The 14934-nt window shown below is 72.2% G+C and carries 13 protein-coding genes and 1 pseudogene; 7 read left to right on the top strand and 7 right to left on the bottom strand.

The window, feature by feature from the left end:
• Positions 1-155: 155 nt before the first annotated feature.
• Positions 156-1538, bottom strand: a complete 1383-nt coding sequence (locus tag OG446_RS21830; RefSeq protein WP_328895636.1) for a transcriptional regulator — start codon at positions 1536-1538, stop codon at positions 156-158.
• A 320-nt stretch (positions 1539-1858) separates the two neighbouring features.
• On the opposite strand from OG446_RS21830, the gene OG446_RS21825 reads away from it, so the two are divergent.
• Genes OG446_RS21825 through OG446_RS21815 form a run of 3 tightly spaced genes read left to right on the top strand, consistent with a single transcriptional unit; the run spans position 1859 to position 5030 of the window.
• Entirely contained in the window at positions 1859-2515 is a 657-nt protein-coding gene (locus tag OG446_RS21825) for a bifunctional DNA primase/polymerase (RefSeq protein ID WP_328898373.1), read from the top strand.
• A gap of 38 nt (positions 2516-2553) precedes the next feature.
• On the top strand, positions 2554-3381 hold the full coding sequence (locus OG446_RS21820) for an ABC transporter ATP-binding protein (protein ID WP_328895635.1): 828 nt from the start codon (positions 2554-2556) through the stop codon (positions 3379-3381).
• Positions 3378-5030: a transporter gene (locus OG446_RS21815; RefSeq protein WP_328895634.1), complete on the top strand. Its 1653-nt coding sequence runs from the start codon at positions 3378-3380 to the stop codon at positions 5028-5030. The genes OG446_RS21820 and OG446_RS21815 overlap by 4 nt, the downstream gene beginning before the upstream one ends.
• Here OG446_RS21815 and OG446_RS21810 read toward each other — a convergent pair.
• Together OG446_RS21810 and OG446_RS21805 are read right to left on the bottom strand one after the other, a co-directional pair.
• Positions 5017-5961, bottom strand: a complete 945-nt coding sequence (locus OG446_RS21810; RefSeq protein ID WP_328898372.1) for an alpha/beta fold hydrolase — start codon at positions 5959-5961, stop codon at positions 5017-5019. The genes OG446_RS21815 and OG446_RS21810 overlap by 14 nt on opposite strands.
• Before the next feature lie 672 nt (positions 5962-6633).
• The gene (locus tag OG446_RS21805; RefSeq protein WP_148019304.1) at positions 6634-7326 is read right to left on the bottom strand and encodes a metal-dependent transcriptional regulator; all 693 of its coding nucleotides are present in this window, start codon (positions 7324-7326) and stop codon (positions 6634-6636) included.
• Positions 7327-7532: 206 nt separating this feature from the next.
• Here OG446_RS21805 and OG446_RS21800 point away from each other — a divergent pair, with 206 nt between their 5' ends.
• A complete protein-coding gene (locus OG446_RS21800) occupies positions 7533-8288 on the top strand; it encodes an SIS domain-containing protein (RefSeq protein ID WP_328895633.1) in 756 nt (251 codons plus the stop codon).
• 42 nt (positions 8289-8330) lie between these two features.
• Entirely contained in the window at positions 8331-8894 is a 564-nt protein-coding gene (locus OG446_RS21795; RefSeq protein WP_328895632.1) for a chloramphenicol phosphotransferase CPT family protein, read from the top strand.
• 218 nt (positions 8895-9112) lie between these two features.
• Here the strand turns inward: OG446_RS21795 and OG446_RS21790 are convergent, their stop codons facing one another.
• Together OG446_RS21790 and pdxH are read right to left on the bottom strand one after the other, a co-directional pair.
• The gene (locus OG446_RS21790) at positions 9113-10495 is read right to left on the bottom strand and encodes a PAS domain-containing protein (protein ID WP_328895631.1); all 1383 of its coding nucleotides are present in this window, start codon (positions 10493-10495) and stop codon (positions 9113-9115) included.
• Positions 10496-10911: 416 nt separating this feature from the next.
• On the bottom strand, positions 10912-11538 hold the full coding sequence (gene pdxH / locus OG446_RS21785; protein ID WP_328898371.1) for a pyridoxamine 5'-phosphate oxidase: 627 nt from the start codon (positions 11536-11538) through the stop codon (positions 10912-10914).
• Between the two features lie 224 nt (positions 11539-11762).
• On the opposite strand from pdxH, the gene OG446_RS21780 reads away from it, so the two are divergent.
• Positions 11763-12872: a citrate synthase 2 gene (locus OG446_RS21780; RefSeq protein ID WP_328895630.1), complete on the top strand. Its 1110-nt coding sequence runs from the start codon at positions 11763-11765 to the stop codon at positions 12870-12872.
• 254 nt (positions 12873-13126) lie between these two features.
• Positions 13127-13789: a hypothetical protein gene (locus OG446_RS21775; RefSeq protein WP_328895629.1), complete on the top strand. Its 663-nt coding sequence runs from the start codon at positions 13127-13129 to the stop codon at positions 13787-13789.
• 72 nt (positions 13790-13861) lie between these two features.
• On the opposite strand, the gene OG446_RS21770 is transcribed toward OG446_RS21775, so the two are convergent.
• Both OG446_RS21770 and OG446_RS21765 read right to left on the bottom strand, forming a co-directional pair.
• A complete protein-coding gene (locus tag OG446_RS21770) occupies positions 13862-14449 on the bottom strand; it encodes a hypothetical protein (RefSeq protein ID WP_328895628.1) in 588 nt (195 codons plus the stop codon).
• A 79-nt stretch (positions 14450-14528) separates the two neighbouring features.
• A pseudogene (locus OG446_RS21765) lies at positions 14529-14831 on the bottom strand (Scr1 family TA system antitoxin-like transcriptional regulator); the annotation flags it as partial.
• Between the last annotated feature and the right edge of the window lie 103 nt (positions 14832-14934).

Here is a 14934-nt window from a genome sequence, read left to right as displayed (position 1 = left end):
TATGGAATCGTCGGCTCACGCTATCGGGTGGTCCCTGCCGTTCGCCAAGCGCGTGTTGTCACTCACGACCCCTTCACACGGGCTGTAACGCCCAGCGCCCTCACGACGCAGTTAAGGGGGCGCCCGTGCACCGCAGGTCCGGACGCGTCCTCCCCTCAGGCCGCCTGGAGCTCCAGGCGGGCGCCGAACTCCCGTACCGCGGGCTCGTCCCCGTACGGCACGAGGCGCTGTTGCAGGTCGTCCAGATACTCCGTGCCCCGGCTGGAGCGCACCGTGCCCAGCAGCTCCATCGCCCGCGTCCCGGTGTGACAGGCCTGCTCCACCTCGCGCAGCTGCACCTGCGCCGCGGCCAGCAGGGCCAGGCCGATGCCGCGGCGGCGGGCGCGGGACTCCGGAAGGCCGCCCAGGGCCTCCTTCGCCCGGCGCGCGGCCGCCTCCGCCTGGCCGAGGTCACGGTGGCAGTGCGCCAACTCGTCGGCGAGATAGGCGTGGTCGAAGTGTGTGATCCAGTCGGGATCGTCCCCGCTGTCCGGATCGGCCTGCTCCAGCGCCGTCAGCGCCCGGCCGGCCACCACCTGCGTGGTACGGGCGTCCCCGAGCAGCGCGTGGCCGCGCGCCTCCGCCGCGTAGAACATCGCCTCCGCCCGAGGCGTCACCCTGCCGCGCGCTCCCTCCTGCGCCGCCCTGGCCAGCTGGGCGATCTCCCGCGGATTGCCGAGCTGGGCCGCGAGATGACTCATCGAGGCGGCCAGCACATAGCCCCCGTAGGCCCGGTCGCCCGCCGCCTGGGCGAGGCGCAGCGCCTGGATGTAGTAGCGCTGGGCGAGGCCCGGCTGGCCCGTGTCGATCGCCATGTACCCGGCGAGCTCGGTGAGCCGCGCCACCGCGGCGAACAGCTGCCGCCCGGTCGATTCGCGGTACGCCCCCGAGAGCAGCCCGGAGACCACGCTGTTCAGGTAGTGCACCAGAACCGGCCGCACATGGCCGCTGCCGAAGCGGTGGTCCAGGTCGACCAGCGCCGCCGTCGTCGCCCGCACCGCCTCGACGTCCGGCATCCCGACCCGGGCCCCGGCCACCCGCGCCACCTGCGGGTCCGCGCCGGTGATCAGCCAGTCCCGGCTGGGCTCGACCAGTGCCGAGGACGCGACCGCGGAACCGGACAGGAAGTCGCGGCGGCCGACGTCGCTGCGCCACAGCTCGCAGACCTGCTCGATCGCCCCGACCACCGTCGGGGCGAACTGCAGGCCGACGCCGGAGGCCAGGTTCTTGCCGTTGGCCATGCCGATCTCGTCGATCGTGACCGTACGGCCGAGCTTGCGGCCGAGCGCCTCGGCGATGATGCCCGGTGCCCTGCCGCGTGGTTGCTGCCCGCGCAGCCAGCGGGCCACGGAGGTCTTGTCGTAACGGAGGTCGAGCCCGCGCTCGGCCCCGACCATGTTGACGCGGCGGCTGAGGCCCGCGTTGGAGCATCCGGCTTCCTGAATGAGCGCCTGGAGCCGTTCGTTCGGCTGGCGTGCGACGAGAGGCCTGGCTGCCATGTGTGTCCCCCTGAGGCCGCAGTGATCGGTAAAGGATCACTGCCCGACATATGCCTGAGAAATTCGCCGATTCATCGTGTTGGTCACTTTTGAGCTGTCTCCGCCCTTTCCTCCCGGCACGCGCCCTAGGATGCCGAACGAACTGTGCCGGATCTCCGGTATGTGGCTACCCGCCCACCGCCCACGTCCCTCCCGCGCGCCCCCACCCGTGCACCAGTGCGCCCCACATGCGGAAGCGTTGGACCGTAACCGCGCCGCCACGCCCGTAACCCCAGGTGGCGGCGGGAGTTGTGCTGTGCGTGGAAAAGCCCATCGGAGTCATGGAAGCCGCACAGATCCCCCAGCAGCGAGCCGAGCAGCTGCTCGACGCCGCGGTGCGGTACGCGGAGGAGCGGCACTGGGACGTGTGCCCGGGCACCTGGCTGGAGCCGGCCGGCGGCACGGAACGGTGCTCGTGCGGCGAGGCGGCCTGCGCGGCGCCCGGCGCCCACCCGACCCGGGCCGACTGGGCGGGCCGGGCCACCGGCAGCGGTGCGGCGGCCCGCCGGATGTGGTCCCAGCACCCCCGTTCCTCGATCCTGCTGCCGACCGGACGCGCCTTCGACGCGATCGACGTACCGGAGTCGGCGGGCTTCCTGGCGCTGGCCCGGATGGAGCGGATGAGCCTGCCGCTCGGCCCGGTCACCCGCACCCCCGACCGCCGGATGCAGTTCTTCGTCCTGCCGGGCGCCGCCGCCAAGGCCGACGCCCTTGTCCGGAGGATCGGCTGGGACGCGGGGGCCATCGGTCTGCGCGGACTGGGCGAGGGCCACTACCTCGCCGCCCCGCCGACCCGTGTCGGCGGCACCGGGGTGGTGCAGTGGGCCCGCAGTCCTTCCACCGCCAACCGCTGGCTGCCCGAGGTGGACGAGCTCATCAGCCCGCTCGCGTACGCCTGCGGGCGCGAAGCCGCCGACGCGCGGGGGCGCCTTTCGTAGGGTGTCCCCAAGTACGGGGACTTCGAAGGGCGTGCAGCATGCCGGACCGGACAGACAGCGACAACGCCGACCGGGCCGTCAGGCCCGGCGTACGGGCGGAAACGCCCGCGGTACGGGTGGAAGGGCTGTGGAAACGGTTCGGCGAACACACCGCGGTCGCCGGGATCGATCTGGTGCTGCCCGCGGGCAAGTTCATCGGGCTGGTGGGTCCCAACGGCGCCGGCAAGACCACCACCCTGTCCATGGTCACCGGTCTGCTCCGCCCGGACCTGGGCCGGATCGAGATCGGCGGCCGTGACGTCTGGCGCGACCCGGTCGAGGTGAAGTCCCGCATCGGCGTCCTGCCCGAGGGGCTGCGGCTCTTCGAACGTCTCTCGGGGCGTGAACTCCTCGCCTACACCGGCCGGTTGCGCGGTCTGCCCGGCGAGGAGGTGGACAGCAGGGCCACTCAGCTGCTGGACGTCCTGGACCTGGCGGGCGCCCAGCACAAACTGGTCATCGACTACTCGACGGGCATGCGCAAGAAGATCGGGCTCGCCGCCGCACTGCTGCACAACCCCGAAGTGCTGTTCCTGGACGAGCCGTTCGAAGGCGTCGACCCGGTGTCGGCGCAGACCATCCGCGGGGTGCTGGAGCGCTACACCCGCTCGGGGGCCACCGTCGTCTTCTCCAGCCATGTGATGGAACTCGTCGAGTCGCTCTGCGACTGGGTGGCCGTCATGGCGGCGGGCACCATCCGCGCCCAGGGCACCCTCGCCGAGGTCCGCGGCGACGCGTCCTCGCTGCAGAACGCCTTCCTGGAACTCGTCGGCGCGGGCGACCGCGACGACAGCGCCGCCCTCGACTGGCTCGGCGGTGCCCGATGAGCGTGCTCGACGCCCCGGCCGCCTCGGGCCCCCGCGCAGGCCGCCCGCCGGGCGGCACGGAGCTGGTGCCCGTTCTCGTACGGCTGAAGCTCGCCCTGCTCCGCAACGGGCTGCGGCAGTCGGCCGGCCGCCGGGCCGTGTACATCGCCTCCGTCGTCGCGACCCTGCTGATCGCCCTGGGACAGCTGGTCGGGCTGATCGCGCTGCGCGGCAACGCCCACGCGGGTTCCCTCGTCGTGCTGCTGGCCGCGGTCCTGGCGGTCGGCTGGGCCGTGATGCCGCTCTTCTTCGCCGCCGGCGACGAGACCCTCGACCCGAGCCGCCTCGTGATGCTTCCGCTGCGGCCCCGGCCCCTGATCACCGCGCTCCTGGTGTCGTCGCTGGTCGGCATCGGCCCGCTGTTCACGCTGTGCCTGGCGGCCGGATCGGTGACCGCGCTGGTGCACGGGGCGGGCGCGGTGGTCTTCGCCGTCCTCGCGGCCCCGCTGACCCTGCTGGTCTGCGTGGCGCTGGCGCGGGCCGTCGCCACGGCCAACACCCGGCTGCTGACCTCGCGCAAGGGCCGCGATCTCGCGGTGCTCAGCGGGCTCGTGATCGCGGTCGGGATCCAGGGCGTCAACTTCGGTGTCCAGCGGCTCGGTCAGGCCGGCGGGCTCTCCGCACTCGACCCGGCGGCGGACGTGGTGCGCTGGCTGCCGCCGGCCTCGGCGATCGGCTCGGTGGACTCCGCGTCCCAGGGGGCGTACGGGCGGGCCGCCGTGCAACTCCTCCTCTCCGCGGCCGCACTCGTCCTGCTGCTGGTGCTGTGGCGGCGCAGCCTGGAGAGGCTGATGACGGAGCCCGACGGCTCGACGCTCTCCGCCGCCGAACCGGCCGGTACGAAGTCCGGCACGGACGGCTCCGGCTTCTGGGCGCTGTTCCCCGAGGGCCGCACCGGCACGGTGATGCAGCGCAGCCTGCGGTACGTCGCCCGGGACCCGAAGACCAAGGCCGCCTGGGTGACGGCGCTGGCGATCGGGCTGATCGTGCCGCTGTTCAACGCCCTCCAGGGCACGGGGTCGTTGTACTTCGCGTGCTTCGGCGCCGGGATGCTCGGCATCCAGATGTACAACCAGTTCGGGCAGGACACCTCGGCGTTCTGGATGGTGGCGCTGACGATCTCCTCGACCCGTGACGCGTATCTGGAACTGCGGGCGCGGGCGCTGGCCCTGTTGCTGATCACCCTGCCGTACACGGTTCTGGTGACGGTCCTGACGGCGGCGGTGCTCGGGGACTGGGGGGCACTGCCGGAGGTCATGGGGCTGTCGTTCGCGCTGCTGGGCGCGATGCTGGCCACGGGTGCGGTGGCCTCGGCGAACTTCCCGTACTCGATCCCGCAGGACGGTGCGTTCAAGAACGTGGCGCCCGGGCAGGCCGGGCTCGCCTGGATCTCGATCTTCGGCGGCATGGTCTCGGCGGCGCTGCTGTGCTCCCCCGTGATCGGCCTGACGGTCTGGCTGCATCTCGGCGACGCGGAGACCTGGCTGTGGCTCCTGCTGCCGCTGGGGGCCGGCTACGGGGCCCTGATCGCCTGGGCAGGGGTGCGGGTCGCCGCGCCCCGCACGGCGGACCGGCTGCCGGAGATCCTGACGGCGGTCAGCAAGGGGTGACGGGCGGGACGGACCGGGCGGGCTCCGCCCCGGGGCCCCGGGGAGCCGCCGGTTCCCGGTCGTCCCGGACGTCCTCGGCGAGCTGCTCCAGGAAGGGTTCGACCGCGGCGCGCCAGCCCTCGGGCCGGTCGTAGTGGACGAGGTGTCCGGCGTCGGCCACCTCCGCGTACTGCCCGCGGGGCAGCACCCGGACCATCTCCTGGGCCTCGGCCCTCCCCAGCTCGCCGTCGAGGCCGCGGAGGACCAGGGTCGGGCAGCGGACCTGGGCCAGCTCCTCCCAGTGCGCGTCGTGGACCCAGGTGGCGCGGGACCGGAGCATCTGCCGGCGGGAGAAGACGGGCCGCCATCCGTCGGCCCGCTCGGCCATGACCTCGGCGAAGAACTCACCGCGGGCCGGATTGGGCCGTTCCACCCAGGGGTCGTCCTCGCCGAACCACTTCCGTACGTCGGACAGGGTGGCGAACGGAAGCGGCCAGGACCTGAACCAGTCCTCCCACTCCCGCTGCGAGGCCGCGCCCAGCGCGGAGGCCCGCATGTCGCAGATGACCAGGGCCCGGACGAGGTCGGGGCGCTTCGCGGCGAGCTGCCAGGCGGTGAGCGCTCCCATCGAGTGCCCGACGAGGGTGACGGGGGCGAGGCCGAGCTGTTCGATCGCGGCTTCCGCGTCGGCGACGTACGCCTCGCGGGTGTACGGACCCTCGGCCGGTTTCTCGCTGCGGCCGTGTCCGCGCTGGTCGAGGCCGACCGCGCGGTGCCGCTCGGCGAGCCAGCGGGCGGTGGAGGCCCAGTGCGAGGCCCGGCCCATCAGCCCGTGGAGCAGTAAGACACCTCCGGGGCGCTCCGCTTCCCCGCGCCCCTTGGGCGGATCCGCGAACTCCCAGGCCGCGAGGCGTACGCCGTCGGTTCCGGTCACATCGATGCGCCGCACCATCTGTTCTGGCACCCCCTTCTGGTCCCTCGATCACCATGTGGTCGCGTCGGCCAGACTATCGAACCTTTATTCGAAAACCGGGTTCCGGCACACAACACCGCTCGTTCGAGTGACCGCCTCTCAGGATTGACGTCGGCCACGGCGGGGAGATCTTCTCCGGGAGGCGGGTCACTCGGGGATGAGGGCTCGCGGGAACCGACCTCGAGAGCTCGGGGCTCCAGGTCGGGACAGGGGAGGACAGGCCCCGGCGCCTTGCGGCGCCGGGGCCATCCGCCATTTCAGGACCGCTCGCCACGGCCGCGTGCACGGACCGGGCCCGCGGGACCGCGGGAGCACTCTCGCGGTACGCGGACAGGGCCTGCGGGACCACAGGAAGCCTCTCCCGGTGCGCAGGCCGGACATGCCAGTACGACGGGCGCATTCCCTGCTCCCCTCCCCGACCGCGCGGCCAGACGGCCGACACTCTCAGGTATCCCTCAGCCACAGACTGGCACGCGATCCGTCCGGGCGCTGCGATTCCGGACGGAAAAACGGAAAACGGACGTCAGCAACCGCTGATCGTCCGCCACCCGCACTTCGGCGCCTGCTCATCCTCCGAGCATCGCCACGTTCAACGCCGCACCCGATGCAGCGCCGCCCGCTCCTTCCGGACTGCTGAGCACCGTGCCCTGTTCAGCGCTTCGCCACGAACACGTGCGACGCGACCTCCGCGTCCAGTTCCGCCGCCTCTCCGCTGCTGCCGACCAGCACTCCGCCGGGCGACTGCGTCACGCTGACCACCGAACCGGGCTGCACGCCCGCCCGTCGCAGCGTGTACATCAGCTGGGCGTCCGTCTGGATCGGCTCACCGATCCGGCGGACCACCACGGTCTTGCCGTCGGCGCCCGGGTCGAGCTCCGCCAGGCTGACCATGCTCGCGTCGAGGAACGGGTCGGCCTCGGCCTTCTCGCCCAGCTCCTCCAGTCCCGGGATGGGATTCCCGTACGGGGACTCCGTCGGGTGGCGCAGCAGCTCCAGCACCCGCCGCTCCACGGCCTCGCTCATCACGTGCTCCCACCTGCACGCCTCGGCGTGGACCTGCTCCCACTCCAGGCCGATCACGTCGACGAGCAGACACTCGGCGAGCCGGTGCTTGCGCATCACGCGGGTCGCCAGCCGGCGCCCTTCCTCCGTCAGCTCCAGGTGCCGGTCCCCCGCGACCTGCACAAGGCCGTCGCGCTCCATTCGCGCCACCGTCTGGCTGACGGTGGGACCGCTCTGGTCCAGCCGTTCAGCGATCCGGGCGCGCATGGGGACCACGCCTTCCTCTTCGAGTTCGAGGATGGTGCGGAGATACATCTCCGTCGTGTCGATCAGTCCGGACATTCGTGCCCCTCGATGCAGTCGTGCGCTGGCCCTCGTCCAATTCTGACGCATAGCGCCGACAACCGTGCCGCACCGTCCGAAGGAGCTGTCCCCGCGGGGCCCGGAGCGGCCTGTGCGGTATTGACATGTCACTGGTCCAGACCGCAACGTGATCGGCGGCAAGGACGTCCCGCACACCCCCCACTCCGCCGGAAAGGCCCTCCTCGATGAGCGAAAGCAAGCTGGCCGGTCAGTTCTTCGACGCAGCGATCGGCCTGCTGGAGCGGGTGCGCGACGAGGAGTCCGGCTCCATCGCGGCCGCCGGTGCCGCGATCGCCGACACCGTCGTGGCCGGCGGCAGGCTCTTCGCCTTCGGCGCCGGACACTCCTCGCTGGCCGCCCAGGACGTCGTCTACCGTGCGGGCGGCCTCGCCCTGATGAACGTGCTGGCCGTCCCCGGCACCCTCGGCGTCGACGTCATGCCGGCGACCCTCGGCTCCGCCCTGGAGCGGGTCGACGGCCTCGCGGGCGCGGTGCTCGACTCCAGCCCGGCGAAGGCGGGCGACGTCCTCGTGATCATCTCGCTCTCCGGCCGCAACGCCCTGCCGGTCGAGATGGCGCTGAACGCCCGCGCGCTGGGCCTGAAGGTCATCGGCGTCACCTCCGTCGCGTACGCGGAAGGCACCCGCTCCCGGCACAGCTCGGGCGGATTCCTCCGGGACCACTGCGACATCGTCCTCGACAGCAAGATCTCCATCGGCGACGCCGAACTGGACGTCGACGGCATCGAGGCCCCCTTCGCCCCCGCGTCGACGGTCGTCACCAGCGCGATCATGCAGTCGATGATGGCCGCCGCGGCGGAGAACCTGCTGGAGCGGGGCGTCGAGCCGCCGCTGCTGCGGTCGGGCAACGTCGACGGGGGCCACGAGTGGAACGGGCGCGTGATGACGGAGTACGCGGACCGGATCTTCTACCGCCACTGACCGCCCCGCCGGCCCGTCGAGGCACCGTGCGAGCATGCCGCCATGACATCCGGCCGGATCATCTTCCTCAACGGGACGTCCAGTTCGGGGAAGTCCAGCATCGCCAGGGAGCTGCTGGACATCCTCGACGACGGCGTCTTCTTCCACCTGGCGGTCGACAGCTTCAACGCGATGCGCAGCAAGCGGGAGCTCGGGGCGCAGGAGCTCGACGGCGCGCTGCGCCGGACCAGGATGGGCTTCCACCGCTCGATCGCGGCCATGGCCGAGGTGGGCAACGACGTCGTGGTCGACCATGTACTGAGCGAGCCGTGGCGGCTGCTCGACTGCCTGACGGTGCTGCCGCCCGAGAACGTCCTGTTCGTCGGCGTTCGCTGCCCGCTGGACGAGCTGGTCCGCCGCGAGCTGGCCCGGGGCGACCGCCCGCCGGGGCTCGCGGCTCTCCAGTACGACGCGGTCCACGCCCACGGCGACTACGACCTGGAGTGCGACACGGGTACGGCGAGCCCGCGCGCCTGCGCCGAGCGCATCAAGGAGTTCCTGCCGCACCGCACCGGCCCGACCGCCTTCACGCGCCTCCGCCGGCAGCATCTGCCGGCCGCGCGGTAGCCGTCGGCGCGCAGTCTGCGGCTGCGCCGCGGGAACGGGTTTGACCGGACGCGATGCCGCAGGCCGGCGGCGAGCCCGAGTGCCCCGACCGCACGCCGCCCCCTGAGCGACCGCACGATCGAAAGCGATGTGGACGCCCCCCGGACCCCGACCAACCCCGAATTGCACCCACATCACTCCCAAGCCGGAACGGGCGGCGGCCGGAACGGGGGCGCGTTTCAGGCGCGGGACGGGGCGGGGCCGCTCGTCGCCTGATGCAGGTCCACCGACGCCGCCACCCGGTCCGCGACGCTCTCCGCGTACACCGCGTCCGGGCGCTCGAACGCGGCGCGGTGGGAGGAGCGCAGGAACGTCACCACGCCCAGGGTCCGGCCCCGGCTCCGCAGCACCACGCACAGCGCGTGCACCGCGTCGGCCGGCCAGCGGCGCTCCGTCGCCCACTCCCCGGCCGCCCGGGCCGAACCGGCACCCGCCGACGCCCGCACCGAGCCCGTACGGTCCACCGCCTGGAGGGCGGGGTGGCCCGGGGCGTACCGCAACGGGATGCCGCCGCCGGCCACCGGCAGGCACGGGCCCGGGGCGTCGGACGGGGTTCCCGCGGCGCGTACCAGGCGCTCGCCCGCCACCAGGTCGATCAGCGCGTGGTCGGCGAAGCCCGCGAGGGCGTAGTCCAGCGACGACGTGGCCGCCTCCATGGGGTCCTCGCACTCGGCGGCCGAGCGTGAGGCGCGGTGCAGCTGGCTGGACCGGAACCGGGACCGGTCCGCCTCCTGGGCCGCCAGTTTCGTCGCCGTCACGTCCTGGAACAGCCAGCCGACGCCCAGCGGCACCGGCTCCTCCGCGAGCGGCGAGGCCAGCCGCAGGAAGCCGCTGCGCCAGCAGCGGCGCCGGTCGCCGTCGCCCGTCCGCAACGTCACCCACAGCTCGGCGGGCGCGGGCGGTGCGCCCTCGGCCAGTACGTGCTGGAGGGCGCCCTCCAGGTCCTCGACGCCCTGCACGATCAGCTCGCCGAGCGGCCGGCCCAGCAGCGTCGTCCGGCCACCGCCCAGGGCGCGGGCCGCGTGCGCGTTGACGACGGTCGGCCGCAGGTCGACGTCCACGAGGACGACACCCCACGACGCGTCCTCGAACAGCGCCTCGCTCAGCGCGATGGACCGCTCCAGGTCGATCTGCGCATGGACCTCGCTGAACGCGCAGTACACCCCGGCGGGCTTCCCGTCCGCGCTCCGCACCCCGGCCGACTGGGTCCGTACGAGCACCCGCCCGCCGTCCTTGCGCAGCAGCGCGAACTCGTGGACCTGCCGCCCGGGCCCGTCCATGACGGCCATCAGCCGCCCCTGCACCTCACCCGCGTCGGCCCGCCGCACGGCCCAGCCGGCGAACCCGGGCCGCCCGACGGCCTCCTCGGCGGACCAGCCGAGGATCCGCTCGGCCTCACGGTTCCAGTGGGTGACGGTCCCGTCCGCGTCGAAGGCGCAGAGGGCCGCGTCCATCCCGTCGAGGAGAGCCGCCAGCAGCTCCGCCCCGGGAGCCGGATCGGGACCGTTGGGACCCTCGGGACCGAGAGCGTCGGTCGTTCCGCTGGTCGTGGAAGGACTCATCCCGGACCCCCGACAGGTCGTGTCCGCCATTGCCGCACGTCAGACCATTGAACTCGAACGTGACCCAGCACACAGCGACTTCCCCGAAATCAATGGCTCCGATAATTCGGTTGTGCGGCGCCGGGGAGCTTCCTAGGCTGAAGCCACACGTAGGGAAAGGAGGTGTTCCGGAAGTGATTTCTTCTCGGACTCGTGAGGTGACTGCGGGCTGACGCCCGTTGTCGCGCTCTTGCAGTGCAGGCCGGTCATCGGCCAATCCCAAGCAGTCACCGACCCGCAGGCTCGCCGGTAAGTCCGGCCGGCTCCTCCGCAAGGAGGGACCAGAGCCTGCGGGTTTCTGCATGCCGGGGCGGCTCCCTTGCCGGTGGTTTCCCGGGCGGCGCGGCTGAGGGTACGGGCGTCCCGCGCCCCGGGCCCTACGGGCAGAGCCGCTCCACGCGCCACGCCCCGCTTTCCCGCACGTAGCGCAGCCGGTCGTGAAGCCGGTTCTCGTGCCCCTGCCAGAACTCGATGGTGTCGGGGACGACGCGGAAGCCGCCCCAGTGCGGGGGTGCGGGGACCTTCTCGCCCTCCGGGTAGCGGGCCTCAAGGTCCTCGTAGCGGTGGATCAGCTCCTCCCGGGAGCCGATCACCGTCGACTGCTCGCTCGCCCACGCGCCGAGCTGGGAGCCGTGGGGACGGGTGCGGAAGTAGGCGACCGTCTCGTCGCGGGGAACGCGGGACGCGGTGCCGGTGACGATGACCTGGCGGGCCAGGGGGTGCCAGGGGAAGAGCAGCGAGACATGCGGGTTGGCGGTGAGTTCCCGGCCCTTGCGGGAGTCGTAGTTGGTGAAGAACACGAAGCCGCGCTCGTCGTACATCTTCAGCAGGACCGTGCGGGAGGACGGGCGGCCTTCGGGGGTCGCCGTGGACACCACCATGGCGTTCGGCTCGTGGAGCATGCCGCCGGCGGCGACCTGCCGGAACCAGTGGGCGAACTGCCGCATCGGATCGGCGGCGAGTCCGTCCTCGGTGAAGGCCTCGGACCGGTACTGCTCGCGCATCGCGGCCGGATCAGTGGTGGAATCGAAGGAGGAGTCTGCGGTGGGCACGGTGTCATCCTGCCGCAGCGGCCGGACACAGGTCGTAAGGAGGTCCGCCCCGCCGTAACGCGGTGGAACGGGAAGGCTGTGCCGGATGTCACGCTTCCCGGTCACGTCGGAACCCGCCAGTATCTTGGGTGGGCCCTGGGGCCCGCTCGCAGCCGCCGATCCGAGGGAGCCGCCTGATGTCCGACTTCGTACCCGGACTCGAAGGAGTCGTCGCGTTCGAAACGGAGATCGCCGAACCCGACAAGGAAGGCGGTTCGCTGCGGTACCGAGGCGTCGACATCGAGGATCTCGTCGGCCACGTGTCGTTCGGCAACGTGTGGGGCCTGCTGGTCGACGGGGCGTTCGCTCCCGGCCTGCCGCCCGCCGAGCCGTTCCCGATCCCGGTGCACTCCGGTGACATCCGGGTCGACGTCCAGTCCGCCCTGGCGATGCTCGCGCCCGTGTGGGGCCTGAAGCCGCTGCTGGACATCGACGAGGAGACCGCCCGCAACGACCTGGCGCGGGCCGCCGTCATGGCGCTGTCGTACGTCGCGCAGTCCGCGCGCGGACAGGGCCGGCCGATGGTGCCGCAGAGCGAGATCGACAAGGCCGGATCCGTCGTGGAGCGGTTCATGATCCGCTGGCGCGGCGAGCCGGATCCGCGCCATGTGAAGGCCGTCGACGCGTACTGGACGTCGGCCGCCGAGCACGGCATGAACGCCTCGACGTTCACCGCCCGCGTCATCGCCTCCACCGGCGCCGACGTGGCCGCCGCGCTGTCCGGTGCGGTGGGCGCGATGTCGGGCCCGCTGCACGGGGGCGCGCCGTCCCGCGTCCTCGGCATGATCGAGGAGATCGAACGGACCGGCGACGCCACCGCGTACGTGAAGCAGGCCCTGGACCGGGGCGAGCGCCTGATGGGCTTCGGCCACCGCGTCTACCGGGCCGAGGACCCGCGCGCACGCGTCCTGCGCCGGACCGCGGAGGAGTTGGGCGCGCCCAGGTTCGAGGTGGCGCAGGCGCTGGAGAAGGCCGCGCTGGAAGAGCTGCACGCGCGGCGCCCGGACCGGGTGCTGGCGACGAACGTGGAGTTCTGGGCGGCGATCATGCTGGACTTCGCGGAGGTGCCGGCGCACATGTTCACGTCGATGTTCACGTGTGCGCGTACGGCGGGCTGGTCGGCGCACATCCTGGAGCAGAAGCGGACGGGGCGCCTGGTGCGCCCGTCGGCGGAGTACGTCGGCCCGTCGACGCGCAGTCCGCGGGAGATCCCGGGGTTCGAGCAGCTGGCGGACCTCGGTAACTGACGCTGCCGGAACCGAAGAGCGACGGGCGCGGCCTCCCTCCAAGGGGGTCGCGCCCGTCGCGTACCTGTGCCGCGCCTGTGGCGAGCCTGTGTCATTCCCGCCGCAGTCTGGGATGGGCGTCGCGGCGCGCCTCGTTGACGCACCGCCGTCAGCGTGTCGCTCCGTCGCATCCGGTCGCCTGACCGGGGGCTTCGTCCAGTTGTTGTACGTTCCGGCTGTCGTACAGGGCAGCCCTCACTGCCAGTTAGGCCAAAATGACACACAAGGGACGCATCGTCTTCGCAGTTGCCCTCACCAGCACCCTGGGGCTCGGCCTCACGGCCTGCAACGACGGCGAGGACTCGGCATCGGCGCAGGAGTCGCCTTCGGCCTCCGCCCCGGCGTCGTCCGACCCGGCATCGTCGGACCCGAGCAGCGAGAGCCCGTCCGCGGACACCGGTGACGACGCGGCCGATGCGGCCGGCGGTGACGTCGCCGCGCCGGGCACGAAGCTCAAGATCGGTGACCGGGCGGTCGTGCCGTTCAAGTACGGGACCGACAAGAAGGGCACGATCGCCGTGACGGTCACGGCGATCGAGAAGGGTGCCGAGGCCGACATGTCCGCATTCGGCGAGAAGGCGAAGGGCATGACGCCCTACTACATCCGGATGAAGGTGGAGAACGTCGGCGGCACCGACCTGTCGTACTCCTCGCTGAAGCTGCGCGGCAAGCTGGCAGGCGGCGGCCCCACGGGCGTCATCCTGATCGGCGACCTCAAGGGCAAGTGCGACAGCGAATCCGCTCCCCGCGACTTCACCACCAAGGGCGCGTCGTACGAGACCTGCTCGCTCAGCGCCACGAAGACCGACCCCATCGCGGCCGCCTCGTTCGAGGAGGGTGACGCGTACCGCGACAGCCCGGTCCTCTGGACCAGCTGACCAACCGATTCCGTGTCCGCGCGCCGGGCATCTCGTCCTGGACGGATGCCCGGCCGGCGGCCGGCCCGCGCCCTACAGCTTTCCGGCGAGGAGCACGGTGCGGTGGCCGCCCAGTGTGCGGCGGACCTCCCGGGTGAAGCCGGAGGTGAGCTCCGCCCAGCCCCAGAACGTGAACCCGAGCTGCCCGCACGCGTAGTAGTCGTCCTCCCAGCTCCACCGGGCGATGCCGGAGGAGCCTCCGCAGGACGGGCAGTGCACGATCCCTTCGCCACCGCCCTCGGCCCAGTCATGGAATCGCCCCTTGAAGGGCTCCCAGGCCGACTCGATGGGCTGCCACATCTCGTCTACCAGCCGGATCTCGGTCCGGCAGAGCGGACAGACGGCCGCGCCCGCGTCTCCCTGGCCGCTGTCGAAGACGGTACGGCCGGTCTCGACATGGACCCCGTTGGACCACAGCTCGACCGGGTCCGGGTCGTCGACGGCCTTGGTGAAGTGCGGGCCGGGCGCGTGGCCGTACCCGTCACCGCCCAGGACGCAGTCGGTCCGCTCGGCGGCCACGATGCCTTCCGCGATCAGCCACTCCAGGACCCGGGCCCCGAGCTCCTGCGCGTCCCGCTCGGTGGCGTCGAGGTCGACGATCGTCTGGAAGTAGTCCCCCACGGTTCTCCCTTTCCTCAGCGGCCCACGTGTGCGGTGAAAGCGGCCCGAGCGGTGGGCGGGAGCGCCGGGCCCTCGGAGTTCAACGAGTCATGGACACGTAAGGCGGCCGGACGAGCGCGGACTTGGCGACACGGGCCGCCCTCCCGCCGCCGTCGGCTGAACCTGAACCACGCGCGCAGGACCCATTGTTCTCCCAGCAGACGACCCAACAGGCCCGAGATTCCTCGGGGCTGAGGGCCTGGACCCGCAGCATCGCATATTTCCGGGACGGGATGCCGACCTCATCGGAGTCGGCCACGAGCAGGCTGCCGCGCTGCGTCCCGGAGTACGCGAGGCGGGGAGAGCCGGCCGTTCCCAGCACGGTGAAGGGCCCGTTCGGCCCGGCACGGACCCGGCAGGCGCGGTTCGAGGACCAGAAGGCTGGCGCCCGGCAGCACGGCGCACGTGCTCAGGTACCGGGGCTGCCCCCTGTGCGCTTCCCCGTC

The sequence above is a fragment of the Streptomyces sp. NBC_00236 genome, assembly GCF_036195045.1.
In the GTDB taxonomy this organism is placed as follows: domain Bacteria; phylum Actinomycetota; class Actinomycetes; order Streptomycetales; family Streptomycetaceae; genus Streptomyces.
The sequence above is the reverse complement of the archived record's forward strand: the minus strand, read 5'-3'. Positions and strand labels throughout refer to the sequence as shown.

What these genes read in the sequence shown, in the direction of transcription:
- OG446_RS21800 (WP_328895633.1), top strand. Translation starts at nt 7,533, where the DNA reads ATGAGCGAAAGCAAGCTGGCCGGTCAGTTCTTCGACGCAGCGATCGGC.
- OG446_RS21820 (WP_328895635.1), top strand. Translation starts at nt 2,554, where the DNA reads ATGCCGGACCGGACAGACAGCGACAACGCCGACCGGGCCGTCAGGCCC.
- OG446_RS21810 (WP_328898372.1), bottom strand. Translation starts at nt 5,961, where the DNA reads ATGGTGCGGCGCATCGATGTGACCGGAACCGACGGCGTACGCCTCGCG.
- OG446_RS21815 (WP_328895634.1), top strand. Translation starts at nt 3,378, where the DNA reads ATGAGCGTGCTCGACGCCCCGGCCGCCTCGGGCCCCCGCGCAGGCCGC.
- OG446_RS21825 (WP_328898373.1), top strand. Translation starts at nt 1,859, where the DNA reads ATGGAAGCCGCACAGATCCCCCAGCAGCGAGCCGAGCAGCTGCTCGAC.
- OG446_RS21780 (WP_328895630.1), top strand. Translation starts at nt 11,763, where the DNA reads ATGTCCGACTTCGTACCCGGACTCGAAGGAGTCGTCGCGTTCGAAACG.
- OG446_RS21775 (WP_328895629.1), top strand. Translation starts at nt 13,127, where the DNA reads ATGACACACAAGGGACGCATCGTCTTCGCAGTTGCCCTCACCAGCACC.
- OG446_RS21805 (WP_148019304.1), bottom strand. Translation starts at nt 7,326, where the DNA reads ATGTCCGGACTGATCGACACGACGGAGATGTATCTCCGCACCATCCTC.
- OG446_RS21795 (WP_328895632.1), top strand. Translation starts at nt 8,331, where the DNA reads ATGACATCCGGCCGGATCATCTTCCTCAACGGGACGTCCAGTTCGGGG.
- pdxH (WP_328898371.1), bottom strand. Translation starts at nt 11,538, where the DNA reads ATGCGCGAGCAGTACCGGTCCGAGGCCTTCACCGAGGACGGACTCGCC.
- OG446_RS21790 (WP_328895631.1), bottom strand. Translation starts at nt 10,495, where the DNA reads ATGAGTCCTTCCACGACCAGCGGAACGACCGACGCTCTCGGTCCCGAG.
- OG446_RS21830 (WP_328895636.1), bottom strand. Translation starts at nt 1,538, where the DNA reads ATGGCAGCCAGGCCTCTCGTCGCACGCCAGCCGAACGAACGGCTCCAG.